Origin of the sequence: Thioclava sp. JE_KL1, assembly GCF_009296265.1 — a bacterium.
In the GTDB taxonomy this organism is placed as follows: Bacteria; Pseudomonadota; Alphaproteobacteria; order Rhodobacterales; family Rhodobacteraceae; genus Thioclava.
Genome location: NZ_WBJS01000001.1, coordinates 179,898 through 205,683, shown reverse-complemented (window position 1 = coordinate 205,683; position 25,786 = coordinate 179,898). Strand labels below are relative to the sequence as shown.

The 25,786-nt window shown below is 65.0% G+C and carries 23 protein-coding genes; 8 read left to right on the top strand and 15 right to left on the bottom strand.

What is annotated here, in order from left to right; genetic code table 11:
• Positions 1-15 precede the first annotated feature (15 nt).
• Together mgtE and F8R15_RS00740 are read left to right on the top strand one after the other, a co-directional pair.
• The gene (gene mgtE, locus F8R15_RS00745) at positions 16-1,401 is read left to right on the top strand and encodes a magnesium transporter (protein ID WP_078519646.1); all 1,386 of its coding nucleotides are present in this window, start codon (positions 16-18) and stop codon (positions 1,399-1,401) included.
• Positions 1,398-1,934 (top strand): 5-formyltetrahydrofolate cyclo-ligase, encoded by a 537-nt coding sequence (locus F8R15_RS00740; RefSeq protein ID WP_152842915.1) that lies wholly within the window; start codon positions 1,398-1,400, stop codon positions 1,932-1,934. The genes mgtE and F8R15_RS00740 overlap by 4 nt, the downstream gene beginning before the upstream one ends.
• Here the strand turns inward: F8R15_RS00740 and purU are convergent, their stop codons facing one another.
• The 4 genes from purU to F8R15_RS00720 all read right to left on the bottom strand — a co-directional run bounded on the left by purU (position 1,935) and on the right by F8R15_RS00720 (position 5,126).
• On the bottom strand, positions 1,935-2,831 hold the full coding sequence (gene purU / locus F8R15_RS00735) for a formyltetrahydrofolate deformylase (protein WP_152842913.1): 897 nt from the start codon (positions 2,829-2,831) through the stop codon (positions 1,935-1,937).
• A 144-nt stretch (positions 2,832-2,975) separates the two neighbouring features.
• On the bottom strand, positions 2,976-3,926 hold the full coding sequence (locus F8R15_RS00730) for a cation diffusion facilitator family transporter (protein ID WP_152842911.1): 951 nt from the start codon (positions 3,924-3,926) through the stop codon (positions 2,976-2,978).
• 115 nt (positions 3,927-4,041) lie between these two features.
• The gene (locus F8R15_RS00725) at positions 4,042-4,803 is read right to left on the bottom strand and encodes a VCBS repeat-containing protein (RefSeq protein WP_152842909.1); all 762 of its coding nucleotides are present in this window, start codon (positions 4,801-4,803) and stop codon (positions 4,042-4,044) included.
• Positions 4,803-5,126: a 2Fe-2S iron-sulfur cluster-binding protein gene (locus tag F8R15_RS00720; protein WP_075776110.1), complete on the bottom strand. Its 324-nt coding sequence runs from the start codon at positions 5,124-5,126 to the stop codon at positions 4,803-4,805. The genes F8R15_RS00725 and F8R15_RS00720 overlap by 1 nt, the downstream gene beginning before the upstream one ends.
• 167 nt (positions 5,127-5,293) lie before the next feature.
• Between F8R15_RS00720 and F8R15_RS00715 the strand changes: the two genes are divergently transcribed.
• Both F8R15_RS00715 and F8R15_RS00710 read left to right on the top strand, forming a co-directional pair.
• A complete protein-coding gene (locus F8R15_RS00715; RefSeq protein WP_152842907.1) occupies positions 5,294-5,857 on the top strand; it encodes a peptidoglycan-binding protein in 564 nt (187 codons plus the stop codon).
• A gap of 108 nt (positions 5,858-5,965) precedes the next feature.
• Positions 5,966-7,204 (top strand): MFS transporter, encoded by a 1,239-nt coding sequence (locus F8R15_RS00710; protein ID WP_152842905.1) that lies wholly within the window; start codon positions 5,966-5,968, stop codon positions 7,202-7,204.
• Between the two features lie 131 nt (positions 7,205-7,335).
• On the opposite strand, the gene F8R15_RS22070 is transcribed toward F8R15_RS00710, so the two are convergent.
• The 8 genes from F8R15_RS22070 to F8R15_RS00670 form a co-directional block, all read right to left on the bottom strand.
• Positions 7,336-7,893: a nucleotidyltransferase family protein gene (locus tag F8R15_RS22070; protein ID WP_216644086.1), complete on the bottom strand. Its 558-nt coding sequence runs from the start codon at positions 7,891-7,893 to the stop codon at positions 7,336-7,338.
• A 199-nt stretch (positions 7,894-8,092) separates the two neighbouring features.
• Positions 8,093-9,565 (bottom strand): DegQ family serine endoprotease, encoded by a 1,473-nt coding sequence (locus F8R15_RS00700; protein WP_078519638.1) that lies wholly within the window; start codon positions 9,563-9,565, stop codon positions 8,093-8,095.
• A 175-nt stretch (positions 9,566-9,740) separates the two neighbouring features.
• Positions 9,741-9,932 carry a DUF2065 family protein gene (locus F8R15_RS00695; protein ID WP_152842903.1) on the bottom strand — a complete coding sequence of 64 codons (192 nt, stop codon included), beginning with the start codon at positions 9,930-9,932 and terminating at the stop codon, positions 9,741-9,743.
• Positions 9,932-10,867, bottom strand: coding sequence for a protease modulator HflC (gene hflC / locus F8R15_RS00690; protein WP_166741438.1), 936 nt, complete (start codon positions 10,865-10,867; stop codon positions 9,932-9,934). The genes F8R15_RS00695 and hflC overlap by 1 nt, the downstream gene beginning before the upstream one ends.
• Positions 10,864-12,045, bottom strand: a complete 1,182-nt coding sequence (hflK, locus tag F8R15_RS00685) for an FtsH protease activity modulator HflK (RefSeq protein WP_078569437.1) — start codon at positions 12,043-12,045, stop codon at positions 10,864-10,866. Before hflK ends, hflC begins: the two co-directional genes overlap by 4 nt.
• Before the next feature lie 55 nt (positions 12,046-12,100).
• On the bottom strand, positions 12,101-13,453 hold the full coding sequence (gene gor, locus F8R15_RS00680; protein WP_152842901.1) for a glutathione-disulfide reductase: 1,353 nt from the start codon (positions 13,451-13,453) through the stop codon (positions 12,101-12,103).
• A 142-nt stretch (positions 13,454-13,595) separates the two neighbouring features.
• Positions 13,596-14,381 (bottom strand): ribose-5-phosphate isomerase RpiA, encoded by a 786-nt coding sequence (gene rpiA, locus F8R15_RS00675; RefSeq protein WP_078519635.1) that lies wholly within the window; start codon positions 14,379-14,381, stop codon positions 13,596-13,598.
• 85 nt (positions 14,382-14,466) lie between these two features.
• Positions 14,467-15,483: a Hint domain-containing protein gene (locus F8R15_RS00670; protein WP_152842899.1), complete on the bottom strand. Its 1,017-nt coding sequence runs from the start codon at positions 15,481-15,483 to the stop codon at positions 14,467-14,469.
• Positions 15,484-15,636: 153 nt separating this feature from the next.
• Between F8R15_RS00670 and F8R15_RS00665 the strand changes: the two genes are divergently transcribed.
• Positions 15,637-17,016 (top strand): L-serine ammonia-lyase, encoded by a 1,380-nt coding sequence (locus F8R15_RS00665; protein WP_152842897.1) that lies wholly within the window; start codon positions 15,637-15,639, stop codon positions 17,014-17,016.
• 507 nt (positions 17,017-17,523) lie between these two features.
• Positions 17,524-18,903: a DEAD/DEAH box helicase gene (locus tag F8R15_RS00660; RefSeq protein WP_078539702.1), complete on the top strand. Its 1,380-nt coding sequence runs from the start codon at positions 17,524-17,526 to the stop codon at positions 18,901-18,903.
• 103 nt (positions 18,904-19,006) lie between these two features.
• Here F8R15_RS00660 and F8R15_RS00655 read toward each other — a convergent pair whose 3' ends face one another.
• Positions 19,007-19,504: a hypothetical protein gene (locus tag F8R15_RS00655; protein WP_083079130.1), complete on the bottom strand. Its 498-nt coding sequence runs from the start codon at positions 19,502-19,504 to the stop codon at positions 19,007-19,009.
• Between the two features lie 135 nt (positions 19,505-19,639).
• Positions 19,640-20,998, bottom strand: a complete 1,359-nt coding sequence (locus tag F8R15_RS00650; RefSeq protein ID WP_152842895.1) for an aminotransferase — start codon at positions 20,996-20,998, stop codon at positions 19,640-19,642.
• 166 nt (positions 20,999-21,164) lie between these two features.
• On the opposite strand from F8R15_RS00650, the gene F8R15_RS00645 reads away from it, so the two are divergent.
• On the top strand, positions 21,165-22,115 hold the full coding sequence (locus tag F8R15_RS00645; protein ID WP_152842893.1) for a LysR family transcriptional regulator: 951 nt from the start codon (positions 21,165-21,167) through the stop codon (positions 22,113-22,115).
• A gap of 4 nt (positions 22,116-22,119) precedes the next feature.
• Here F8R15_RS00645 and F8R15_RS00640 read toward each other — a convergent pair whose 3' ends face one another.
• A complete protein-coding gene (locus F8R15_RS00640; RefSeq protein ID WP_083079239.1) occupies positions 22,120-22,773 on the bottom strand; it encodes a thiamine diphosphokinase in 654 nt (217 codons plus the stop codon).
• Positions 22,774-22,914: 141 nt separating this feature from the next.
• Between F8R15_RS00640 and F8R15_RS00635 the strand changes: the two genes are divergently transcribed.
• Positions 22,915-25,761, top strand: coding sequence for a hypothetical protein (locus F8R15_RS00635; protein ID WP_152842891.1), 2,847 nt, complete (start codon positions 22,915-22,917; stop codon positions 25,759-25,761).
• Positions 25,762-25,786: the final 25 nt, after the last annotated feature.

Below are 25,786 nucleotides of genomic sequence, written 5' to 3'. Positions count from 1 at the left end.
CGGAATGGGGGCGACATGGCCGAAGCACTTGCCGAAGAGACAGAGCGCGAGGAAGAGGATTATCGGCTGAGCGGAGAGCTGGTCGAGGAAATTCTCGATGCCGTCGAGCAGGAAGATGCAGATCGCCTGAGCGAACTGCTCGAGCCCTTGCACGCCGCCGATATCGCCGACCTTATCGAACAGGTCTCCGGCCATGAGCGGCGCGAGATTCTGCGCCTCTGGGGCCGCCAGATCGACGGCGAGATCCTGACCGAGATCGACGAGGGCATCCGCGAGGAGGTTCTCGCGAGCCTGCCGCCGGAAGTTCTGGCCGACGCTGTCCGTGAGCTCGATTCCGATGACGTCGTCGACCTGATCGAAGACCTCGAGGAGCCGCAGCAGGAAGCGATCCTCGGCGCGCTCGACGAGACCGACCGGGCCGCGGTCGAGAAATCGCTGGGCTATCCCGAATATTCCGCCGGTCGCTTGATGCAGCGCGAGGTCGTGACCGCCCCCGAGCATTGGACGGTGGGCGAGACGATCGACTTTCTGCGGAAAGCCAAATGGCTGCCCGACCAGTTCTATCACGTGACTCTTGTCGATCCGGGCCATCATCCGGTCGGCAATGTCACTCTGGGACGGATCCTGTCCGCCCCGCGCGCCTCGAAGCTGATCGAGATTTGCGAGGAAGAGTTCCGCAAGATCTCGGCCTATCAGGACGAGGGCGACGTGGCCTATGCGTTCAACCAGTATCACCTGATCTCTGCCCCGGTCGTGGATGAAGACGACCGCTTGGTCGGCGTCATCACCATCGACGACGCGATGTCGGTGCTCGACGAGGAACACGAGGAAGACATCCTCCGCCTCGCCGGTGTGGGCGACGAATCCGCGATCTCGGATACCGTTCTGGAAACCGTGCGTCAGCGCCTGCCTTGGCTCTTCATTAACCTCCTGACGGCCATTCTCGCCTCGGCGGTGATCTCGATCTTCGAGGGTACGATCCAGCAGCTCGTGGCGCTCGCCGTGCTGATGCCGATCGTGGCCTCGATGGGCGGCAATGCGGGCACGCAGACGCTGACGGTGGCGGTGCGTGCGCTCGCGACCCGCGACCTGACCGACAGCAACGTCTGGAGGGTCGTGCGACGGGAAGCCATCGTGGGGCTGCTGAACGGTCTGGCCTTCGCGGTGGTGATGGGCGCGGTGGCCGCCTTCTGGTTCTCGGGCGCGCAGCTTGGGATCGTGATCGGGTTGGCGATGGTGATCAACCTCGTGGTGGCCGCATTGTCTGGCATCCTGATCCCGTTGGCGCTGGAGAAGCTCGGCGCGGACCCGGCGCTGGCCTCGGGCACGTTCGTGACGACGATGACCGATGTGGTGGGCTTCTTCGCCTTCCTCGGGCTGGCTTCTGTGGTTCTGCTATGAGCAAGGATCTCGCGCGCAAGGACGCTTTCGCGGCGCGTAAGGCGGCCCATGCCGCCGATGACGGGGCGGCGACCCGTGCGCTGACAGCGGCGCTGGAGCCCTTCGCGGGCAAGGTGCTCGCGGGCTATTGGCCGATCCGCACCGAGCCCGATCCGCGCCCGGCGATGGTCGCCCATGGCGGGCCGCTCTGTCTGCCGGTGGTGGTCGCGGAGGCGCAGCCTTTGGTCTTTCACCGCTGGACGCCCGAGACCGAGATGATCGCGGGCGCGTTCGGGGCGCATATCCCGGCGGAGGGCGAAGAGGTCACCCCCGAGGTGCTGATCGTGCCGCTACTGGCTTTCGACGCGAAGGGCTATCGGCTGGGCTATGGCGGCGGCTTCTACGACCGCACGCTGGAGGGGCTGCGCGCCCGCGGCCCCGTCACGGCGATCGGCTTTGCTTTTGCGGCGCAGGAAGTGCCGGAAGTGCCCACCGAGCCGACCGATCAGCCTCTCGACATGATCGTGACCGAGGCGGGCATCCTACATCTCTGATCAGCCCATCCGCTCGGAGGCGTAGGCGCCAGGCGAGGCCGGGAAGACGACCGTCTTGCTGTCGTTCAGGAACACCCGGTGCTGCACATGGGCGTGGATCGCGCGCGAAAGCACCTGCGCCTCGACATCGCGGCCCAGCGAGACGTAATCCGACGGGCTTTGCGCATGGGTGACGCGCACGGTGTCCTGCTCGATGATCGGGCCTTCGTCGAGATCGGCGGTCACGTAATGCGAGGTCGCCCCGATCAGCTTCACGCCACGCTCATAGGCCTGCTTGTAGGGGTTCGCACCCTTGAAGCTCGGCAGGAAGGAGTGGTGGATGTTGATGATCCGGCCCGACATCTTCTGGCACAGCGCATCCGACAGGATCTGCATGTAGCGCGCCAGCACGATCAGTTCCGCACCCGACTCATCGACGACGTCCAGAAGACGCTTCTCGGCCTCGGGCTTGTTCTCTTTCGTCACCTTGATGTGGTGGAAGGGCAGGTCATGGTTCACGACGACCTTCTGATAGGTCATGTGGTTCGACACCACGCCCACGATCTCGATTGGCAGCGCCCCGATGCGCCAGCGATAGAGAAGGTCGTTCAGGCAGTGGCCGAAGTTCGACACCATCACCAGAACCTTCATCTTCTCGCGGGAGTCGCGGACCGCCCAGTCCATCTCGAAATCCTTGGCGACCGGCTCGAAGGCGGCGCGGATCGTCTCGGCATCCTTGCCCTTCTCGGAGACGAAGCTGACGCGCATGAAGAACTGGCCCGTCTTCGGGTCGTCATACTGATGCGAGTCGGTGATGTTGCAGCCCTGATCGGCCAACACGTTCGCGATCCCCGCGACGATCCCCCGCGTCGAGGGGCAGGCAACGGTGAGAACGTAAGCGTCGGCAGTCTGGGTCATGTCGCATCCCTTTTGATCTTTCGCCCGGTTTCCTAGCGCGCCGGGGGTGGGGACACAATCACCCCGAGTCCGGGGAGGGGCGCGGGAGAAAGCGACGGCGTTGCGGTGAAAAGCGGCATCGCGTCAGGAGCGCGGCGCGCGGCCTCAGGCCGCCGCGTTTTCAGGCTGCGTACCGCGCAGGGATTCGATTTCGAGGAAAACGCTCGAAACCTCGGGATGGGCCTCGTGGATTTTCTTCTGCACCGCCTCCACCGCGTGGAAGATCGCTTCGGGCGAGAGGTCTGTGCGCATCTTCAGCTCGATATTCACCAGCACCTGATCGGGCGCGAAATGCATCGTCAGGAGGCGTTTGACCTCTGCGACCTCGTCGAACCCGGTCGCGATCTCGCGGATCGACTTGCGCACGTCGCGGTCAGCGGCTTCGCCCATGATCAGCGCGCGGGTCTCGTAGACGAGGATGATGGCGACGACGATCAGGATGAGCCCGATGACGATGGAGGCCGCGCCGTCGAAGAACGGGTTCTCGAACGTCACCGAGAGATAGACGCCAAGTGCGGCGGCGAGGATACCCAGAAGGGCCGCACTGTCTTCGGCGACGACGACGAAGATCGACGGGTCCTTGGAACGGCGGAAGGCTTTGAAATAGCCTTCGCCCGGTTTGCGCTGCTTCAGAAGCTGACGGATCGCGATGACCCAGGACGTGCCTTCGGCGAGGAAAGCCACGAGCAGCACGCCGTAATTCCAGATCGGCTTTTCGATCGGCTCGGGGTTCTGGATATGGACGATGCCCTCATAGATCGAGAGCCCGCCGCCGATCGCAAACAGCAGCATCGCGACGACGAGCGACCAGAAATACAGCTCCTTGCCATAGCCGAACGGGTGTTTCTCGTCCGGTTCCTTCTTGCTGCGCTTGTGGCCCAGCAACAGCAGCCCCTCATTGCCGGTATCGACCACCGAGTGGAACGCCTCCGCCAGCATGGATGAGCTACCCGTGAAGGCCGCGGCTATGAATTTCGCGATGGCGATCAGGAGGTTCGCCGCGAGCGCCCCATAGACGGCAATCGGCTTTTCTTCGGAGGCTTGGGCGTCGGCCATGGCTGGGATCCTGCATCGGGGCGCGCGACGGGGAGGAACGACCGCGCGCCGGTGTCGTGATGCAGGGGTAACATGGGCGGGGGCAGGGCGGTTCCCGAGGCTGGTGCGACAGGGCTCAGCCGTTGCAGTTCAGCGCTTTCGCGAAACCGCCGGGCGAGGTGTCGGTGCTGAGGCGTGTCCATTCCACGGTTTGTCTGGGCGTGACAGAGAGCGACAGCAACGCGGACCAGTCGAAACTGGCGACGACCATCTCGGGACCAGAGCCGCAATCGCGCACCCCGCCCAGGATCGTGTCAGACCCGAAACGGTGATTGGTGAACTGCCCGCCCGCGAAGGTCGGGTGCAAAGCGCCGTCGCGATACTCGAAAACGCGCAGCACGCCCAACCGATGCGGCGCGTCGATCAGCGCGATGTCGCGATGCCCGTTGCCATTGAAATCGGCGCTGCCGATGGGCGCGAGCCAATGGTTCGGCTCGCCCACGAAATCGGTCGCGGCGAGGAATTCCGGCTTTCCCGATTTCACCGTTAGCACCAGAAGCCGCGAGCCGAACTTCAGATGCGATTGCACCACGATCACCTCGGCGATGCCATCGCCGTCGAGATCGCTCAGGCGCGGCGCCGTATCCTCATAGACCATGTCGGGGTCGAGGCGCAGCTCGTAGGTCAACGTGCTGTGGCCTGAGAACAGACCCTTGGGATTGCCCGCCTTGCGGGTCACGTCGATCTGGAGATTTGCGAATTCCTGATCGGGGCCGAGCGCGCCGTGACCGTAGCGATCCGTAGGCTCGGTGAACCGCGCAGCGAGGGTGATCTCGGCCCGCGCGGGCAGGGCGGCAGCGGTGACCAGCGCAAAGGCGAGGGCCACCGCGCGTCGCATCAGATCTGCTTTTCGGGAAGGTTGACGATCAAGCCGTCGAGCTCGTCCGTGACCTTGATCTGGCAGGTCAGGCGCGAGGTGACAGGATCGGGCTCGTACGCGAAGTCGAGCATGTCCTCTTCCATCGGATCGCGCGGAGGCAGTTTCTCGATCCAGTCCTTGTCGACATAGACATGGCAGGTCGAACAGGCGCAGGCGCCACCGCAATCGGCGTCGATGCCGGGCACGCCATTGTCGCGCGCACCTTCCATCACGGTCATGCCGGGCTTCACGTCGATCTCGTGACGGGTGCCGTTGAATTCGACATAGGTGATTTTCGCCATAGCTCGGGGCCTCTTGTTCGTAATCAAAACGCGCTTGCCGGCAGGGCCGGTCGCAAGTGATCTAAGCTGCTTTCGGCGATTTGGCCAGAGGTGGGCTATCACGGGCAAGGGATTGCCGCAGCGTAGATATCGGCTAGTGTGCCGGCCCAAGGCAGGCGGAGACGAGAATGCGGCAGATCGCTGAAAACTTCGGCACGGCGCGGGCGGCGCTGGTGGCGCTGGGTGTGACGATGGGGCTGGCGGGCTGTCAGCCCACCGCGCAGGGTTCGGATCCCGCCCCGAAGGACCCGCCCGCCAAGACGCTCGCCCATGTGCTGCAAAGCCGCCCGCCCGCCGACGACGCGCAGGGATGTTTCACCCAACTCAAAGGCCCGGCCAAGGTCGAGACCGTGACCGGGCAGGTGCAGGTCCTCCCAGAACAGCGCGACCCGAAGACCGGCAAGGTCACGCAGCCTGCGATCTATCGCGAATTGAGCGGTCAGAAGCTCGTCGATAGCGGCAAGCCGCGCTATTTCGAATCCGTCTGCTCGGAGGATCTGACGCCCGCTTTCGTTGCGATGACCCAGCGCGCGCTGGCGCTGCGCGGGCTGTATTCCGGCCCCGCCGACGGCAAGCTGGACCCAGCGACGGGCCGCGCGATCGCGGCCTATCAGGCGCCGCGCGGCCTCGACAGCCCGACGCTTTCGGTCCGCGCCGCGCAGGAGCTGGGCCTCTATATCTGGTCGAACTGAGGCCGCTCGCGCCCGCCATCGCATCGCCGCACAGCCCTTTGCGCAGGCGGCGGGGTTGTGCCCACGGGGGGAAGGGGCTCTAACCGGGGCCAAAGGACAGGGGGCATCATGCATAAGCTTTTCGGCAGCAACCTGCGCTTCATGCGCGACAATGCCCGCTGGCTCGGCGCGGGGTTCCTGCTGACGCTGTTCTCCTCCTTCGGTCAGACCTTCTTCATTGGCCTGTCGGGCAATGACATCCGGGCGACTTTCGGCCTGTCGGGCGGCACCTTCGGCGCGCTCTACATGGTGGCGACGCTGGCCTCGGCCTCGACGCTGCCGTTTCTGGGGCGCACGCTCGACCTGATGCCCGGCTGGAAGGTCGTGCGCTTCACCATTCCGCTGCTCGCGCTGGCCTGTATCGGGATCACGCTTGCCCCGAACCTGATCTTCCTGACGCTGGCGATCTACATGCTGCGGCTTTTCGGGCAGGGCATGATGACCGAGATTGCCTTCACCGAGATCGGCCGCTGGTTCGTCGCGAGCCGCGGCAAGGCGATGTCACTGATCGTGCCGGGCCAACCCTTCGGCTCTGCGGTGCTGCCGGTTCTGGTGGTGCTGATCGCGCAGGCGAGCGGCAATTGGCATCTCGCGTGGTGGCTCTCGGCCGGGGTGCTGGTCTTGATCGCCTGGCCGCTCCTGATGCGGCTGATGCAGGTCGAGCGGGTGCCGAACGCGACCGAGGTGCAATCGAGCGCCTCGGGCACCGCGCGCGACTGGACCCGGTCGGAGGTGATCCGCGATCCGGTCCTCTACATGCTGCTGACGGGGCTGCTCGCGCCACCCTTCATCGGCACGGTAATCTTCTTCCACCAAGGCTACCTGACCGAGCTGCGTGGCTACTCCCCGCTCGCCTTCGCGGCGGCCTTCCCGGTGATGTCCCTCGCGACCGTGGGCTTCGGCTTCGTCTGCGGCGGGCTGATCGACCGGTTCGGGGCGCTGCGCCTGCTGCCCTTCGTTCTGGCCCCGCTGACATTGGCCTCGCTGACGGTCGCCTTGGTCACGCCGGTCTGGGGCGTCTATGCCTTCATGGCGCTGCTTGGCATGTCGAACGGGTTTTCCGGCACGCTGATGGGCGCGCTCTGGCCCGAGGTCTACGGGGTGAAGAACCTCGGCGGCATCCGCGCGATCATCGTGGCCTCGATGGTGCTCTCGACGGCCATCGGGCCGGGGATCACGGGCGTGCTGATCGATATGGGGGTGGAGCTGCCGACCCAGATGCTGGGCATGGCGGTCTGGTGCGTGATCGCAGCCGGGAGCCTGACGATCGCCTCGCGCCGGGTGCTGGCGCGCGAAACGGCACGATGAAAAAGGCGCCCCGCGGGTCAGCCCCATGCAGTAAATGGTGTAGCTTGGGGCCGGACGCATTGTAGGCGCAACGCCATGTCGATCAGCAGCTCCCGACGGGAACTTCGAGAGCTGTCTGCGGCGGATGTCGGCTAGGCGGACCTTTCTACCACTCGCACCAGTGGCCATCGTTCCAGCCAGCCTTTTCTCTGAACTCTGGTCCGGAAGGCTTCGCGCTTATGTGGCAAGCTCGATGCTGGGCGCAAAATCATCGAACAGAGGTCGTTGAGCGTGAAGGGAGCAAGGATCCGACAATCTGAGCCCGACCTTTGGGCCGCGACTGCCGTGGCCGTTTCTGGCCAGTAGCGCATTGCATCTGCCACTGAACAATATGGTGAATCTCCGTTTCGCAGGTGCATTCTCGCCTGGTTTTTCACGGACCATTGGTACTCCGGCGCTGCTTGGCGAAGCCAATTCTCAAAAGCTTCGTCCAACGCAGGATCGAGGTTTTTATCGTCGAAGTAGAGAACGTCTATGTCGTCATCTCTGCAATCCGAAGCCCGACCGTGAAGGGCGTCCCACACGAAGTTTCGGACAAAGCCCGCACCGATGCTTCCCTGACGCAGATTGAGTGATTCAACCAACTCAAGAAGCTCCCATCGCTGCCGGTTTTCGCGCAGCAGAGAAGCGATGTCGTCGGACTGAAGCACTGATGCCCTCGCGGTATTCCGGCCCACTCAGCCAAGTTAGGCGAAGATTGATGACGCTCCAACCTTCGCAACAGGAAGCAAAGTCCGCAGTAGGCCCGAAGCGGCCATTGCGCTTCGAGCCTTCAAGGTTCTCACGCGCACCATTTACTGAAAAAGGCGCCCCGCGGGGCGCCTTTTCTATCGTTTTGAACGGTGCGGATCACTCCACGGGAAGGGCCACGAAACGCGGCTCGCCAGCGCGGCGGATCAACAGCAGGATCGACTTACGCCCCGCATCCTTCGCCGCCTGCACGCGCTCTTCGAAATCATCGACCGCGGAGACCGGTTTCTGCCCGACCTCGGTGATCAGATCGCCGACGCGCAGCCCTTTCTCATAGGCCGAGGAGGTCTCGTCGATCTGCTTGATGACAAGGCCGTTCGCCTCTTTCGTCAGACCCATCTCGGTGCGCAGGTCATCCGTCAGCGGGGTCACGGTCAGGCCGAGCATGTCCTTCTCGACCTCCTGCGGGGCCTGCACGGCTTTCGGGGGCTGTTCGCCCTCGGCGGCTTCGCGGCGGCCCAGCGTCACCAGCAGCGTCTTGGCCTCGCCATCGCGCATCACGGTCACGCGGACCTTCTCGCCCACCGGCGCGTCGGCCACGCGACGCACCAGATCGCGGGTGCTCTTGACCTCGCCGCCATCGAAGGAGGTGATCACGTCGCCCGCCTCGATGCCGGCTTCCTTGGCGGGGCCATCGGGCACTTCAGAGACAAGCGCGCCTTCGGGGGCCTCGAGGCCCATCGCTTCGGCCATGTCCGCGGTGACGTCCTGGATTTTCACACCCAGCCAGCCGCGCCGCGTCTCTCCATATTCCTTGAGTTGTTCGACCACTTTCGCGACCACGTTCGACGCCATCGAGAAGCCGATCCCGATCGAGCCGCCATTGGGCGACAGGATCGCGGTGTTCACGCCGACGACCTCGCCTTCCATGTCGAAGAGCGGACCGCCCGAGTTGCCGCGGTTGATCGCGGCATCGGTCTGCAGGTAGTCGTCATAACTGCCGGATAGCTCGCGGTTGCGCGCCGAGATGATCCCGGCCGAGGCGGAGAAGCCCTGACCCAGCGGGTTGCCCATCGCCATCACCCAGTCGCCGACGCGCACGGCGTCGCTGTCGCCGAAGGCGACGAAGGGCAGGGGGGAATCGCTCTCGACCTTCAGCAGCGCGATGTCGGTTTTCGGATCGGTGCCCACCAGTTTCGCGTCGAGCCGCTTGCCCGAGAAGAATTCGATCTCGATCTCGTCGGCATCTTCGATGACGTGGTTATTGGTCACGATATAGCCGTCCTCCGAGATCACGAAGCCGGAGCCGAGCGCGTTCGAGCGACGCGGCGCGCCCCGCCCGTTCGGGCCATTGGGGGCGTTCGGGTTCGGCAGGCCGAAATCGCGGAACAGATCCTCGAAGGGCGAGCCGGGCGGGAAGTTCGGCATGTCGCCGGTCGGCGCGGCCACCGTGGTCGAGGTGGTGATGTTCACCACCGAATTGGACACCTGATCGACGAGTTCGGCAAAGCTTTCCGGGGCTGCGCGGGCATAGGCGGGCCCGGCCAGAGGGGCGCAGGCGAGCGCCACGGCAAGCGTGGCGGCGCTCAATCCGGCGCGCAGCATGGATCCGGGTCCGGTGAGGATTGTCATATGGCTCTCCCTTGCTTCGCCGGTGCGGAAGACCGGCGCGATGCTCTCTTTGATTTGAAATGTAGGAGCAGGGAGGGGCGAAGGGAAGTTATTCGCCAAAATTCACGACAGGAAATTGCGTCGCAGGGGGCTGAAGGCGCGCTCTCTTGCGTTTGAGGCGCGGGCGCGGGGGCGATTATCCGAACTGCCGCAGCGCCCAGAGGAGCGCCACGCCCGTCGCCAGATCCGCAAGGCCAAGGGCACGACGTTGGCCCGCCGACATGGCGCGCAGCATGTCCAGCGCTTCCTCGATACGTGAAGGGGCCAGCGCAAGCGCCAGCCCCTCGATCACAAGGACCAGTCCGAGACCGGTCAAAAGCATCTCCATCACTGGCCGACCTGGCTCGCCGATGCACTGCCCCGGCCTGCACCGGTTTCGGGCCCCGGGTTTTCCCCGATCGAGCGCAGGAAGCGCCCGTAATCGAAGTAGAGGCTGTCGGGCTGCGTCACCAGCGACGAGGTCTGCGTCTTCATCGACTGCGCGTAGAATTGCAGTGCGCGCACGAAGGCGAAGAACTGGCGATCCTTGCCGTACGCATCCGCATAGACCTTGTTGGCCTGCGCATCGGCTTCACCGCGCACGATCTCGGCCTGTTTCTTGGCCTCCGAGGTGACTTCGACCGCGGTACGGTCGGCGGTTGCGCGGATGCGCTGTGCAGCTTCTGCGCCGCGGGCGCGCTCGTCGGCGGCTTCGCGTTCACGCTCTGCCCGCATCCGGCCATAGGTGGAGGCGAGGTTCTGCTCGGGCAGATCGGTGCGCGTCAGACGCACGTCGATCACGTCCACGCCCAGCGACAGCGCCTCGCGCCGTGCCAGATCACGGATGCGGTTCATCAGCGGCGTCCGGTCATCCGACAGCACAGCCGTCGAAGGGACCGAGCCCAGAACTTCGCGGATCGCGTTGTTCAGGATGCCGTCGATGCGGCTCTTTGCGGTCGTCTCGCCACCAGCGCCCACCGCTTCGCGGAATTTCACCGCGTCGACGATGCGCCAGCGCGCGAAGGCGTCGACCACGAGACGGCGGTCATCCTCGGGCGTGACTTCGAGCGGCTGCGTGGTCAGGCTTAGGATGCGGTCATCGTATTTCACGATGGTGTCCACGACCGGAATCTTGAACCCGAGACCGGGCTCGGTCTTCACCTGCTGCACCTCACCGAAGCGCAGCACGAGGGCCTTTTCACGCTCGTCCACCACGAAGACCGAATTCAGTCCGAGGAAGATGAGAACAACGAGAACGGCAATTGCGATAGGTCCGCGCATCAGTTGCTTCCTCCCGTGTTAGCGGTCGAGTTGGTGGTGTTGGACGCCGAGCTGGAGTTCTTGCGCAGCTGATCCAGCGGCAGATACGGCACGACGCCGCCAGCGCCGTCCTTGGTGTCCACGACGACCTTGTCGACGTTCTGGAGCAGCTTGCCCATGGTCTCGTAGAACATCCGGCGCTTGGTCACTTCGGGCGCTTTCTCGTATTCCGTGAGGATCGAGTTGAAGCGCGCGGCGTCACCTTCGGCGGCATTCACGATCTGCGCACGGTAGCCTTCGGCTTCTTCCTTGACCTGAGCGGCCTCACCGCGAGCCCCTGCCGTCACCTTGTTGGCGTAGGCGTCGGCTTCCTTCTCGAGGCGGTCCCGCTCCTGCTGGGCGGCCTGCACCTCGCGGAAGCTGTCGATCACTTCGCGCGGCGGGTCGGCACGGTTGAAGTTCACACGGACGATGTTGATGCCCGCGTCATAGCTGTCGAGCGTGTTCTGCACCGCCGAGCGCAGATCGCCCGCGATCTCGCCACGTGCGGTCGACAGGATCGGCGCGAGGTTCGAGCGCGCGATAATGTCACGCATCGCGGATTCCGACACCGCGCGGATCGTGTCCTGCGGATCGCCGAGGTTGAACAGGTATTTCGCCGGATCGCTGATGTTCCAGACCACCTGGAATTCGAGATCGACGATATTCTGGTCGCCCGTCAGCATCAGGCCGGTATCGTTCGTGCCTGCGCGGCCCGAGCCGATATCGACGGTCTGTTCGCGGGTCACCGGAACCTTGGAATAGGTGATGAAGGGCCACGGCGCGAGGTTCAGGCCGGGGCCTTTGGTCGCGTAGTAGCGCCCGAACATCAGCTCCACCGAGCGTTCTTCCGGGTTAACTTTGTAGAGCGAGGAGCCGAGCCAGATCGCAACCAGAGCCACGAGGCCGATCACTACAGCGGTCTTCGCCGGGAAGGGGCTCTTGCCGCCTCCGCCGCCATTGGGACGGTTGGGACGATTGCCGCCCCCCTTGCCGCCCATCAGCACCTTGAGCTGCTCGGAGCCCTTGCGCATGAATTCCTCTATTTCCGGGATCTGTCCGCCCTCGCCGGGACGTCGCTGACCGGGACGCTTGTCTTCGCGGTCGTCGTCGCGGTCATCGCCGCCACCGCCTCCGCCGCCCCAGGGGCCTCCGTTGCTCATATGCTCCTCACCTTTCCGTTATCTTGTCGGACAGTTGGGTATCTTTTCCGTGATTTCAATAATGTCTTACAGGGTTCCGCATGGTCACGAGCTCTTCGCCCATGGTCGGGTGGACCGCGCAAGTCGCGTCGAACTGTTCCTTGGTTGCCCCCATTTTGACGGCGATACCGACCATTTGGATCAATTCGCCCGCTTCGGGGGCCACGATATGGCAGCCCAGCACGCAGCGCGTCTCGCGGCAAACGATCAATTTCATCAGCACCCGCGCGTCAGAGCCCGCAAAACTCGAGCGCATCGGCCGGAAGCTGGAGACGTAGACCTCGGCATTGCCGCGTTCCTCTGCCTCTTCCTCGGTGATGCCGACGGTGCCGAATTCGGGCTGGGTGAAGACGGCCGAGGCCACCAGCTCATGATCGGAGGCGCGGGCATTGGCGCCAAAGACGGTATCGGCGAAAGCGTGACCCTCGCGGATCGCGACCGGCGTCAGGTTGATGCGGTCGGTCACATCGCCCACCGCGAAGATCGAGGGCACGTTGGTCTGCGACCATTCGTCGACCATGACCTCACCGCGCTCGCCCAGCTCCACGCCGGCGGTCTCGAGGCCGAGCCCCTCGGTATTCGGCGTGCGGCCCGTCGCGTAGAGCACCGCGTCGAATTCGTCCTCGCGCCCGTCGCCGCATGTGACTTTCAGGCAGTTCTCGGTTTTCTCGATCTCGGTGATGACAACATGGGTGTGAATGTCGACCCCGTTCGCCTGCATCTGGTCCACGATCAGATCACGCGCCTCACCGTCGAAGCCGCGCAGCAGGGGCGAGCGGTTGTATTGCGTGACCTCCACGCCCAATCCGTTGAGGATGCAGGCGAATTCGCAGGCGATGTAGCCGCCACCGACGATCAGGATGCGTTTGGGCAGGGTGTCGAGCTTGAAGATGTCGTTCGAAGTCATCACCAGTTCGCAGCCCGGAAATTCGGGTACGAAGGGCCGTCCGCCGACCGCGACGAGGATATGCTTGGTGGTGATCTTCGTGCCGTCAGCCAGCGTGACCTCATGCGGGCCAGACACGGTGGCGCGCTGGTCGAAGACCTTCACGCCCGCGTTTTCCTGCCCCTTGCGATAGATCGCTTCGAGCCGGTCAAGCTCCGCATCCAGCTTGCCGCGAAAACCCGGCCAGTCGAACTGACCTGCATCCGCGCTCCAGCCATAGGCGCGAGCTTCTTCGATGGCCGCCGGTGCAGTCGAGGCGAAAACCATCAGTTTCTTCGGGACGCAGCCGCGGATCACGCAGGTGCCGCCCATCCGGTATTCCTCGGCCAGTGCGACGCGCGCGCCATGGCCCGAGGCAATCCGAGCCGCGCGCACCCCGCCCGAGCCACCGCCGATGACGAAAAGGTCGTAGTCGAAGCTCATGTGGGCGCCTTCCTTCCTGATATTCCTTGCGTCTTGGCTTAGCGGTCCATGCGCTCAGGAGCAAGGCGGGGACGGAAAGACGCGCGCAAGGCAGGGATGCGTCACAGCGTTGCATCCCCAATGCGCGCGCCCTGCGCGCAGATCAGTCCATATCGCGGAAGATATTCTCGTCCTCGGCGAACTCGATGGTCTCGTTGGCCACCGTGCCCTCATTGATGTCGCGGATCTCGACCTTGCCGTCGGTGCCGCCGATGATGACCTTATCGCAGATGTCGATGAACAGGCCGTTCTCGACCACGCCGGGAATCTGGTTCAGCACCAGCGCCAACTGACGCGGGTTGCCGATGCGGTTGAGATGCAGATCGACGATGTAATTGCCCTCATCGGTCACGAAGGGCTGCTGGCCGTTCAGGCGCAGCGAGGTCTGGCGACCCATCACATCCATCGAGTCGAGCAGTTCCTCGATCAGCGCGCGGGTGACCTGCCAGCCGAAGGGCACGACCTCGACGGGAAGAGGGAAGGCGCCCAGATGGTTCACTTCCTTGGAGGCGTCGGTGATGACGACCATCTGATCGGACGCGGTGGCCACGATCTTCTCCTGCAGCAGCGCGCCGCCGCCACCCTTCACCAGGTTCAGGTCGGGGTCGAATTCGTCTGCCCCGTCGATCGTGATATCGAGCCATTTCGCTTCGTCGAGCGCCACGACCTTGATGCCGACCTGACGGGCGAGATCGGCGGTGCGCGTCGAGGTGGGCACCCCGATCAGCTGCAGCCCTTCGTCGCGGATGCGCTCGCCAAGGCAGCGCACCATCCATGCGGCGGTCGAGCCGGTGCCGAGGCCCACACGCATCCCGTCTTCAACGAGGTCAACGGCACGGCGGGCGGCGGCGAATTTCGCCTTGTCGATCGGGGAAAGGTCGGCAGCCATTTGGCACTCCATTCATGGGCAGTCTGAGTTTCCGACGCTTATAGGCAATCACAGGCGCTCAGGCGAGGGCTTTGTCGGCCTGTCTTCAGCGCAGGAGGAATTGTCGCATCCCGCCCGCTTGCTTGGCGTGGCGTCGCGCTTGTCCCGGCGGCAGGATCGGGCGCGCGGGCTGGGTGAGGAGCGGGTTCCCCGCCATCAGCGCGCGCAGCCGTGCGGCCTCTTGAGGGCCGACCCCGCGCAGCGCCATCGGGCCGGGCAGGAGGCTTTCGACCGCGGCCCCGTCCGCGAAGACGATCTCATGCGCCTCGAACAGCAGATGCAGCCATTCGATGCGCGGACGCGGTGCCCGCGCGATCCCCGGCAGATCGAGCAACCCCTTGGCCGGGATCAGAAGCTCCCGCCCACCAAGGACGCCCGCGCGGCTGCGAACCAGCAGCCGGTGCTGGGCCGAGACCTCGAAGGCGCGGTCATTGCCAAGCGCGCCTTTCGCGACGCGGATCGGCGCGTTCTCGTCGCGCCCCGTCATCCGCCAGCGGCCCGTCCAGATCAACTCGCGATAGCCATTATCGGCGGTCTGCACCTTCATGCCCGGACGCAGATCCTCCACCGCGACGGGGCCCTGCTTGGTCGCGATCCGGGTGCCGCGCGCGAAACAGACCGCGAGATCGCTATAAGGAATGACCGGATCGTTGCTGTCGATTGCGACGATTTCATAGGTTTGCCCCGCGAAAAGCCGCTGGGATGACGCGATTCCATGCACGTCGCCCTCGAATTCGAGCACGAAGATCGTGATATTGTCGGCCGGATCGGCGGAGCCCGCCGGACGAATGACATAGCTGTATTCGATTTCGACATCGCCCGCCGCTCCCGCGCCCCAGGCGATGCCGTCGAATGTCATCGGGGCGGTGAGTTCCTGCGAGCCGTCGGCATCCTCCAGATTGGCGTCGTCATCGGTCAGATCGATCATCTGCACCGCAGCGTCAGCCTCGATCGTGAAGCTGGTCGCGCCCACCGCGTCGGCATTCGCCAACGCGTTCGACCCGAACGGGTCCGGGCCCGAGACGATCAGGTCCGAAAATTGCCATGCACCGAAAATCGGCATCGTGCCCACCACAGCCTTTCGCCGCTCAGGCTGCGCGATAATCCTGAATATCGCGTCAACGATGTTGCTTTTGCGCGTGGCGGGGTCGTTTTGGGGCTGTTGGTCCCGGGGCGAACACGGCAGTCTGGGCCCAAATCAGGGCAGGGAGGCCGCATGTTTCTGAGCGTCTTCGATATCTTCAAGATCGGCGTCGGGCCGTCCTCGTCGCACACGATGGGGCCGATGGTGGCCGGCGCGCGGTTTCTCGACGCGCTCCGGGCCTCGCCTTTCACCGCGCATGGCGTGCGGGTGCGCCTGCACGGCTCGCTCGCTTTCACCGGCAAGGGCCATGCGACGGATCGGGCTGCGATCCTCGGGCTCGCGGGCGTGGTGCCCGAGAGCTACGATAACGATCTGGCCGAGAAATTGCTGGCCGGGAATGCACGCGACCACCTGTTGAAACCTGACGGATTGCCGCCGTTGGCCTTCGACCCCGAGGCCGATCTGATCTTCGATTACGACACGTCGCTGCCCGGCCATGCGAATGGCATGGTGATCGAGGCCCGCGACGCGCAGGGCGACGTGTTGATGCACGAGGTCTATTACTCGATCGGCGGCGGTTTCGTGCGCACCGAGGCCGAACTGGCCGCCGTCGACGATGCCGCCCGCGACGCGCCGAGCCCGGTGCCGTTCCCCTTCAAGACCGCCGAGGAAATGCTGGCGATGGCCCATGCCTCGGGGCAGAGCATCGCGCAGATGAAGCGCCGCAACGAGGCGCGCTTCCGCGGCCCGAAGGAGATCGACGAAGGTCTCGAGAAAATCTGGATCACGATGCGCGACTGTATGGAGCGCGGGCTGACGAGCGAGGGCGAATTGCCCGGCGGCCTGCGGGTGAAGCGCCGCGCCAAGGCGATCCACGAGAGCCTGAAGGCGGATTGGGGTCAGAACCTCGCGCCGCCGCATCAGATCAATGACTGGATCTCGGCTTATGCGATGGCGGTGAACGAGGAAAACGCCGCCGGTGGGCAGGTCGTCACCGCGCCGACGAACGGGGCGGCGGGCGTGCTGCCCTCGGTGATCCGTTACTGGCTCGATCATGTGCCCTCGGCCTCTTCCGCGAAGATTCCCGACTTCCTGCTGACCGCGGCGGCTGTCGGCGGGCTGATCAAGACCAACGCTTCGATCTCGGGGGCGGAATGCGGCTGTCAGGCCGAGGTCGGATCGGCTGCGGCGATGGCGGCGGCAGGGCTGGCCGCTGTGCTGGGCGGGAGCCCTGAGCAGATCGAGAACGCGGCCGAAATCGCGCTGGAGCATCACCTCGGCATGACCTGCGATCCGGTGAAAGGGCTGGTGCAGGTGCCCTGCATCGAGCGCAACGGTCTGGGCGCGATCAAGGCGGTGTCGGCGGCCTCGCTGGCGCTGCGCGGGGACGGCACGCATTTCGTGCCGCTGGACGCGGCGATCGAAACGATGCGCCAGACGGGCCGCGACATGCACGAGCATTACAAGGAAACGAGCCTCGGCGGGCTGGCGGTGAACGTGCCGAACTGCTGAGGGTGCCTCATTCGTGCTGAGGGCTGCGCCCGACCTCGGGTGGGCGCATGCTCGCTAGGTGGTTTGCACTTTATCGTGCCACCTCTCCCGAAGGCCGAGCGCGCGCAGCTTGCGTAGATGCGCCCTCTTGGGGGGAATGAGGAAGGACCGTCGCGCCAGTGGCGCGGCGTAAGTCCGACGAATGGGCGCGGCCCGGGCTGATCGCCCGGGCGGGGCATCACGCCAAGGGGAGCCCTCAAAACACGCTCCCCCTTGACTTTTCGCGCCATCACGCGCATTTACCCCCAATCGCCGCGCTGCCGCGTGAGCAAGCCGCGCCCGAGAGAGGCGCACCGGCGATACCTCCCGAGTTCCCATTCACGCAGGGTTCTGACACGCAAGACCGGACCACGCGGGACTAGCCCGCCTGTCCCGAGGTCTGCGTCAACCTGCGCTCCGGACAATCCCGTCCGGGCTGATCGCCGTGCGCATCCCCGCGTTGGGAGCCTCGGCCATAAAGGATAGGCATTGTCCGATTTCTCTTCGCTGGGGCTCTCCCCGGCCATTCTCAAGTCGCTCGCACGCGCAAAATTCACCCAGCCGACCCCGATTCAGGAAAAAGCGATCCCGCTGGTTCTTGCGGGCCATGACGTGCTGGGCCTCGCCCAGACCGGCACCGGCAAGACGCTGGCCTTCGGCCTGCCGCTCATCGACAAGCTGATGGCGCAGCCAGGCAAACCCTCGCCCAAGACCTGCAAGGCGCTGATCCTCGCGCCGACTCGCGAGCTGGTGAACCAGATCGCCGACAACCTCGCGGGGCTCGTTCAGGGCACCAAGATGAACGTGGCCACCGTCGTCGGCGGCCAGTCGATCAACCGTCAGATCACCATGATGCATCGCGGCAACGACATTCTCGTCGCCACCCCGGGCCGTCTGATCGACCTGATGGATCGCGGCGCGGTTGACCTCCGCTACACCCGCCATCTGGTGCTCGACGAGGCCGACCAGATGCTCGACCTCGGCTTCATCCATGCGCTGCGCAAGATCGCGTCGCGCCTTGGCACGCCGCGCCAGACCCTGCTGTTCTCGGCCACGATGCCGAAGCAGATGGAAGAAATCTCGCAGGCGTATCTGACCGATCCCAAGCGCGTGCAGGTCTCGCCCCCGGGCAAGGCCGCCGACAAGATCACCCAGTCGGTGCACTTCCTCGACAGCAAGGCCGAGAAGGCCCGCAAGCTGCGCGATATTCTCTCGGCCGATATGGGCGCGCTGACGCTTGTGTTCGCCCGCACCAAGCACGGCGCGGAAAAGCTGATGAAGAGCCTGCGCGCCGATGGCTACAACGCGGAATCGATCCATGGCAACAAATCGCAGGGCCAGCGTGACCGCGCGATCAAGGGCTTCCGCGATGGCAAGGTCAACGTGCTGGTCGCGACCGACGTGGCCGCGCGCGGGATCGACATTCCGGGCGTGTCCTATGTCGTGAACTTCGACCTGCCGGACGTGCCGGACGCTTATGTCCACCGCATCGGGCGCACCGCGCGTGCCGGGCGCGAGGGCGAGGCGATTGCTTTCTGCTCGCCGGACGAGGCAGATAACTTCCTGCAGATCGAAAAGCTGATGAAGATCGAGATCCCGACCGCGAGCGGCGAACGCCCGTCTGCGGCCGTGCGCCCCTCGGCGCGTGCAGCTCGAGGCCGCGGTCGCGGCGGTCCGCGCTCTGGCGGCAACAAGGGTCGCGGTGGCAAGCCTCAGGGCAAACCGCAGGGGCAGGGGCAGCCGCAAGGTCAAGCTCAGGCCCAGGCGCGCTCGAAACCTCGCGCCGAAGCCAAGCCCAAGGTCGATGCCGGTGGCAACGCCTCGCCGAAGCGGCGTCGCCCGCGTCGGCGCAATGCAGGCGCTGCATGAAATTGACAGCGGGCCGCATCGTAAGATGCGGCCCGTTTCAGTTCCTCCGTCCGGTCCACGTGAGACGCGTCCGAACGACCCAATCGAAACGCATCCTCAGCCGTCATCTGCATCGCTTCAATGTCATGTCCAACGCGGCGGCGAAGCCTTTTGCGGAGAAGTCGAAGACACCCACGTTCGGAATGGAGACGGTGAAATTTGCGTTCCCGCCTGCCGCCTCAACTTGTTTTAGCGCGTTGATCGCAAGCTTGTCGGTGCGTTGATCCAGCCAGGCATATTGCCCTGTCGAACGCAGGCGGAATGTGCTCTGCCCGATCGCGATGGTCAGTCCGCCGGAGCGCGGAAGTCGTCGGTCGGCATAGACGGACAGCTCCGGTTGCCTGCCCGAGTGCTTCGTCACCGCGACATAGAGAAGCGAGCCATTCAGCAAAATCCGCCGATCATTCGCGGTCGCTGTCCAGCAGGTCTTCATGGTGCCGTTTCTCTCTTCGAAGACGCTCCACTTCCCGACATTGCCGATGCTATCGGCGGCATAGGTTGGCGAGAGCGCACCGAGGGCGATCAGGGCGGCGCAGATAAGTACTCTGAGAAGACGGCTCATGCGCGTTCCTCCGACCAACGTAATTTACCTCGCCCACAGGGGGCGAGGTAAAAATAGCATAATTTTCGTCAGTTGGACTGAATTATGCGTCGGGGTGCCTAAGACAGAACGCAGGTGATCTCGCGGTTTGGCGGGTCACCCCACCTCTGTGAACACCTTCTTCAGCGCCGTCTCCAGCTTTTCCAACATCTCGTCCATCTGCGCTTCCGTCAGGATGAACGGCGGGCACAGCACCACCGATTGCCCGAGCGGTCGGCAGATCAGTCCCTGATCGGTGCAGGCATTGGCGATGCGCTCCGAGACCGAGAGCGACCCGTCGAACGGGGTCTTGCTCTCGCGATCCTTCACCGCTTCCAGCGCCCACATGTAGCCCACGCCGCGCAGCTCGCCGATATTGGGGTTTTGCGCGATCTGGGCGAGGCCGGCTTCGAGCCGCGGGCTCAGGCGGCGGACATTCTCGGCCAGGCCCTCGTTCATCACCACGTCGATCGCCTTCAGCGCAATCGCGCAGCCGACGGGGTGGCCCGAGGCGGTGAAGCCGTGGGGGAATTCCTCGATCGCCTCGGAGGCCGCCTGCAGGCGGTCCGACAATTCCGGGCCGAGGATCACCGCGCCCATCGGGAAGAACCCGGCGGTGAGGTTCTTCGACGAGATGATCGCGTCGGGCTGGAAGTCATAGGTCTCGCAGCCCCATGTGTTGCCGGTGCGCCCGAAGCCGCAGATCACCTCGTCGGAGATCAGCGGGATGTCGTATTTCTTGAGGATCTTCGCGACCGCCTGGAAATAGCCCTTGGGTGGCGTGATCACCCCGCCTGCACCCATCACCGGTTCCGCGAAGAAGCCCGCAATCGTGTCGGCGCCTTCCTTGATGATCTTGGCTTCCAGTTCGTTCGCGAGGCGCTGGGTGAACTGCTCTTCCGTCTCGCCGGGCTGACCTTCGCGCCAGAAATGCGGGCATGTGAGGTGCAGAAATCCCGGCAGCGGCAGGCCGAAGACAGAGTTGTAGGGCTTGCCCGTCATCGAAGCCGAAACCGCCGTGACCCCGTGATAGGCGTTCTTGCGGGTCAGGATCTTGCGCTTCTGCGGCTTGCCCTCGGCTCCGTGCAGGAACCACAGCATCTTGACCATCGTGTCATTCGCCTCGGAGCCGGAGTTGGTGTAGAACACCTTGCCGTCTTCGAAAGGCGAGACCTCGATCAGCTTCTCGGACAGCATCACCGTCTGGTCCGACATCCGACCGAAGAAGGCGTGATAACCGGGGAAACGCGCATATTGCGCCTGCGCGGCCTCGATCAGTCCGGGGTGGTCGAACCCCGCGACCATGTTCCAGAGCCCGGAATTCGCATCGAGATATTTCCGCCCCTCGGTGTCGAAGATGTACGGCCCCTCGCCATGGGTCACGACGACCGCGCCGCGATCGTGGATCGTGGGCAGATCGGTGAAACCGTAGAAGCTATGCGCATCGGCGCGGGCCTGCCAGCTTTGGTCTTTCATCTCGCGACTCCTCCGGGATGGGCGATGGATGAAAGCGAGGCTATCCGCGGCGCGGGCGGCGTCAATGGCCCGCGATGTCTCAGGATGCCACATGGCTTGCGCGCCGGGGCGGGGCAAGGCAGTCTGCGCCTCAAGCCTTACCGCCTCCCCGATCACGGAGCCTCCCATGCCCGCCCCCAATCCGCGCATCAGCCTCTGGGCGGTCGAGGTCTTCGTGGCCACGGCGGAGGAAGGCGCGACCACCGCCGCCGCGCGCCGTCTGGGCGTCTCGGCTTCGGCGGTCAGCCAGCAGCTTGCGGGTCTGGAGGGAGCTTTGGGCGCGGAGCTCGTGGACCGTTCGGCCCGACCTTTCGCGTTGACGGCCGCCGGGCGGGCCTTCCTGCCTCATGCCGAGGCAATGCTGGACGAGTTGGCCCGCGGTCGTGCGGGGGTCGGTCAGGCCGATCCGGCGGGGCTCACGAGTTTTCGGCTGGGCATGATCGAGGATTTCGAGGCCGAGGTGACGCCGCTTCTGCTGGCGGGCATGGCCGACGAGCTCAGCACCTGCCGCTTCGAGCTGGAAACCGGGCCGAGCCACCGGCTGCTGTCGAAGCTCGAAGCGCGCGGGCTGGATGTCGCCGTCGCCGCCGAGCCGCAGGGCGCGGCGCTCGACGGGATCGAGCTGCACCCGCTTCTGACCGAACCGTTCCTCGCCATTCATCCCGCCGATGCGCCTGCGAAAAGCGATCCGCCGCTGCCGCTGATCCACTATTCCCAGCGCACGCTGATGGGCCGCCAGATCGCCGCGCATCTGGCACAGACGGGCAAGGCGCCGCCGCATCAGCTGGAGCTCGACAGTTATCCTGCGATCCTCGCACTGGTCGCGGCCGGGCGAGGTTGGACGATCCTGACGCCGTCGGCGGTGCGCCATGCACCACGTGCGGGGCTTGCGCTCTCGCCGCTCGACGGGCCGCCGCTGACCCGACGCATCGTGCTGGCGGCGCGCGACGGGATGATGGCCGATTGGCCCGCGAAAGTGGCTGCCCGCCTGCGGGCGCTGCTGCAAGAACGCGTGGTCGGACCAGCGCTGGAAGAAGCGCCGTGGCTGGACGGGACGTTGCGGGTCGAGGCGGGCTAGCGCCTCAGCCGATCCCCAGACCTGTCAGGGCGGCGGCCAATTCTTCGCGCGGCAGCATCATCAGGGCTGGACCCTCCAGCATGATCCGCACAGGCCCCGTCGCCCGGTTCGATGTGCCGACCCGCTCGGCGGGCGTGAAGCCGATCCCGTCCAGCGGCCATTGCAGCCCTTCCGAACGCGCCTTTACCTCGCCGAATGGAAACAAAGAGACTCGCGTGCCTTCCGTCACATCCAGCGAGAGGGACGGGGGGCAGCGGAAGATCACCTCTTCCTCGGCCAGCATCACGACCCGGTGCGGCGTGCGGATCAGATCGGTCATCGCGGCCAGCGTGTGATCCAGCCGCATCCCGGTGAAGCCGAGCGCCAGGATGAACGGCGCTTTGATCCGTTGTAGGCATTTCGCGAAATCGGTGCTGTCCTGCTCGGCCACCGGATGCACCCGCGGGCCAAGTGTGGCGCGCGCCGCATCGGACAGGGAATCGAGGTCGCCGATCACCGCTTCGGGCTCGAGACCCATCGCCAAGGCCCGGTCTCCGCCACCATCTGCGGCCACGAGACAGGGGGCGATTGTCAACGCTTCGTCAACATCCGCATGGTTAACTGCGCCGGCGCCGAGAAGCGAAACCCCGGTTGACGAATGGACAATACTGCTAATCATGGGCTGATTGATGACGATTGTGGCAAAGAAAGACAATCGAGACCGGTAAAAAACCTTTCAAATGCCTTCTTTCGTCCACGCGAAAGAACCAGTTGGACAGGAATGTCGACGCATTGAGGTCCAATAGAAAGCGAGTGGTCCATGGTTGGTGCGAGCAAGATCCTGACCGTATCCTACGGCACCTTTTCGTGCACCTTGGAAGGATTTGATGAGCCTTTCAACACGATGAAGGCGATTGCGGAGTATTTCCGCGATCTGGCTGCCGACGACCGGTATTTCGGTGCAGAGCCGCCCCAGCCCGATGCGGAGATGCTTCACCGTATCGCAGAGCGCGAAATTCAGCGCCGGGTCGAAGCGAAAATTCAAGAAAACGGCGTGGTTCTGCGCCAGCAAGACACGCTTCTGGGTGGCGAGGCTGCAGCCGACGAAGCGCCCGCATCTTCTCAGGAAGAGCCGTTGGTGACGTCGGAAGCGCCGCAAGAAGCCGCGCCTGCCGCCGAAGCGCCCGCGCAGCCGGAGGTCGCCGAGACGCCTGAGCCGGCAGCCGCGCCCGAACCGGTCGCAGAGCAGCCCGAAGCCGAGGTTGCGGCGCAGCACGCCGAACCCGAAGCAGGCTTCGCGCAGCCGGAAACCGTCGCCGCCAAGCTGCAACGTATCCGCGAAGCCGTGGCCCGCGCCCGCGAGGTTCAGGCCGACAGCTTCTCTGAGGAAGACGAACCCGTTTCCGCCCCCGAGGCACTTCTGGATCGCTTCGACGCCGAACCGTCGAGCGAAGCGGAAGATTTCGGCTATGACCTCGACATTTCCGGCCCGCTGAGTGCCGAGGAAATCGAACCCGAAGCCTCCGAACCCACGCAGCCCGAGGCCGAGATGCCCGAGGCGGACGTGGCAGAAGAAGCCTCGGCAGACGCCGCACTCGAACAGATCGCGGAAGAAAACGAAGAAGCGGCGGAAGTTGCTCGCGAAGACGAAGAGGTCGTCACCGAGGAAGAGCCCGTCGCCGAAGCGGATGAGGTTGAAGCCGAAGACATCGCAGCAGCCGAACCCATTGCCTCGGAAGAGGACGCTGTCGACGAAGCCGAAGCCGCGTTTGGCCCGACCGACGATCATATGCAGCGCCGTCAGGCAAGCCGCCGCGCGCGCCGCTCGGCCAAACGTGCCAAGCGCATCGCCGCGCTCAAGGCCGCAGCGGAAGAACTCGGTGCGACCGAAGAGAAAACGGTCGAGCAGGCTGAGGATCAAACCGAAGAGACCACGGCTGATATCACCTTCGAGGCCGAAGCACCCGCCGCGCCGCGAATGCGCGCGCGTGTGATCAAGGTGCGCCGCCGCGAAACGATCGAAGCCGCGGTTGCGGAGGTTGCAGCGGACGCATCTGACGAGCTTCCGGCGCAGACCGACGATGCGGCCACGGCAGACAGCGCCGAGGACCAGTCGATCCCGGCTGACGAACAGGTCGAGGACGACGCCGCGCAACAGGTGCCTGAAGTGGCTGCCGAAGCCGAGCAAGACGTCGAAACCGAGGCCGAGCTGGAGGCAGAGGCCGAGGATGACGACCTCGCCGCACGTCTGGCTGCCGAGTTGAACGAAACGACGGAGGAGGCAAGCCCTGCTCCGGTCACGCCGCAGGCAGAGCAGCCGCAGGATGAAGGTGATCGCGACAGCCGGATGCCGGGGCGCCTCTCGCCCGAGGCCGAAGCCGATCTCATGCGCGAACTCGCCGCGCTGCAGATGGAGAACCTCTTCACCGGCGCCGAAATCGAGACTGCTGACGAAACCCCGGAAGAGGCGGTCGCGCAGGCAGATGTTTACGAAGATCTGGCGCTGCCTGATATCGACCTGTCCGATCTGGAAGACGAGGCGGTCGACGCGCCGCTGGTTCTGACGCAAGACGAGGCCGCCGCGCCCGAGGCGGAAGAGCCCGAGGCGTCCATGGAAGCCGCATCGCTCGACGCGCAAAACGTGCTGGTTCTGGGCAACGCGATCATCGCCGAAGAGGCCGAAGCCGAGATGTCGGAAGACGACGTCGTGGCCGAGGATGAGGCCGAGGATATCTCCGCCGACGTCTTCGCACCGGAATTTGACGCCGAGGCCGCAGACGAGACCGAAGCCGAGGGCGCGGAGGCAGAGGCCGAAACCCTCGAGACCGCCGATGCGGAAGACATGGAAGAGGCAGAAGCCCCGACCGAGGTTGCCGCACGCGAGGCCGCGTCGCTCTCCGAGGAAGAGACCGACCGCGAAGCCGAGGTGGATCGCCTTCTGGCCGAGGCCGACAAGCAGGCCGAAGTCGTCGAAACCCGCCGCCGCTTCTCCGCGATCGCGCATCTCAAGGCCGCCGTCGCCGCCACTGTCGCGGATCGTCTGGCCAAGGGGCAGGACACCGCGAAAGGGGGCGTCGAGGACGAGGACGGGTCCGAGCCCTACCGCGCCGATCTGACCCAGGCTGTGCGCCCGCGCCGCCCGGTCAGCTCGGGCGAGACGGCATCGCGCCGTCCCGATCCGTTGCGCCCCGCGCCGCTGGTGCTGGTTTCCGAACAGCGCGTCGACGCCGAAGAAGCCTCGGATGTCGAGGAGGTCGAGCAGCCCGCGGCTCAGCCTGCCGCCGCGATCCGTCCGCGCCGTGTCTCGGCAGGTCAGTTCGCCGCTGCCCAAGGCGACGAATCCGAAGCCACGCCGATGAACCCCGAGCAGGCGACCAGCTTCGCCGAATTCGCGGAAAGCCTCGGCACGCAAGGCCTCTCCGATCTGCTGGAAGCCGCCGCCGCCTATACCTCGGCCGTGGAAGGGCGCCCGCATTTCTCGCCGCCGCAGATCATGCGCAAGCTGTCCGTCATGGACGATGCGGCTGACGTGCCGCGCGAAGAGCGGATGCGCGTCTTCGGCCGCCTGCTGCGTCAGGGCAAGATCACCAAGGTGAAGCGCGGCCAATACGCGATCACCGAAGCCTCGCGCTACTGGGACGAGGCGAAGATGGCCTCGGGGCAGTAAGCCCGGCGACAGATCAGAAGGGGCG

Coding starts and splice junctions, on each gene's coding strand:
- mgtE (WP_078519646.1), top strand. CDS start 16: ATGGCCGAAGCACTTGCCGAAGAGACAGAGCGCGAGGAAGAGGATTAT.
- F8R15_RS00740 (WP_152842915.1), top strand. CDS start 1,398: ATGAGCAAGGATCTCGCGCGCAAGGACGCTTTCGCGGCGCGTAAGGCG.
- purU (WP_152842913.1), bottom strand. CDS start 2,831: ATGACCCAGACTGCCGACGCTTACGTTCTCACCGTTGCCTGCCCCTCG.
- F8R15_RS00730 (WP_152842911.1), bottom strand. CDS start 3,926: ATGGCCGACGCCCAAGCCTCCGAAGAAAAGCCGATTGCCGTCTATGGG.
- F8R15_RS00725 (WP_152842909.1), bottom strand. CDS start 4,803: ATGCGACGCGCGGTGGCCCTCGCCTTTGCGCTGGTCACCGCTGCCGCC.
- F8R15_RS00720 (WP_075776110.1), bottom strand. CDS start 5,126: ATGGCGAAAATCACCTATGTCGAATTCAACGGCACCCGTCACGAGATC.
- F8R15_RS00715 (WP_152842907.1), top strand. CDS start 5,294: ATGCGGCAGATCGCTGAAAACTTCGGCACGGCGCGGGCGGCGCTGGTG.
- F8R15_RS00710 (WP_152842905.1), top strand. CDS start 5,966: ATGCATAAGCTTTTCGGCAGCAACCTGCGCTTCATGCGCGACAATGCC.
- F8R15_RS00700 (WP_078519638.1), bottom strand. CDS start 9,565: ATGACAATCCTCACCGGACCCGGATCCATGCTGCGCGCCGGATTGAGC.
- F8R15_RS00695 (WP_152842903.1), bottom strand. CDS start 9,932: ATGGAGATGCTTTTGACCGGTCTCGGACTGGTCCTTGTGATCGAGGGG.
- hflK (WP_078569437.1), bottom strand. CDS start 12,045: ATGAGCAACGGAGGCCCCTGGGGCGGCGGAGGCGGTGGCGGCGATGAC.
- gor (WP_152842901.1), bottom strand. CDS start 13,453: ATGAGCTTCGACTACGACCTTTTCGTCATCGGCGGTGGCTCGGGCGGG.
- rpiA (WP_078519635.1), bottom strand. CDS start 14,381: ATGGCTGCCGACCTTTCCCCGATCGACAAGGCGAAATTCGCCGCCGCC.
- F8R15_RS00670 (WP_152842899.1), bottom strand. CDS start 15,483: ATGCCGATTTTCGGTGCATGGCAATTTTCGGACCTGATCGTCTCGGGC.
- F8R15_RS00665 (WP_152842897.1), top strand. CDS start 15,637: ATGTTTCTGAGCGTCTTCGATATCTTCAAGATCGGCGTCGGGCCGTCC.
- F8R15_RS00655 (WP_083079130.1), bottom strand. CDS start 19,504: ATGAGCCGTCTTCTCAGAGTACTTATCTGCGCCGCCCTGATCGCCCTC.
- F8R15_RS00650 (WP_152842895.1), bottom strand. CDS start 20,998: ATGAAAGACCAAAGCTGGCAGGCCCGCGCCGATGCGCATAGCTTCTAC.
- F8R15_RS00645 (WP_152842893.1), top strand. CDS start 21,165: ATGCCCGCCCCCAATCCGCGCATCAGCCTCTGGGCGGTCGAGGTCTTC.
- F8R15_RS00640 (WP_083079239.1), bottom strand. CDS start 22,773: ATGATTAGCAGTATTGTCCATTCGTCAACCGGGGTTTCGCTTCTCGGC.
- F8R15_RS00635 (WP_152842891.1), top strand. CDS start 22,915: ATGGTTGGTGCGAGCAAGATCCTGACCGTATCCTACGGCACCTTTTCG.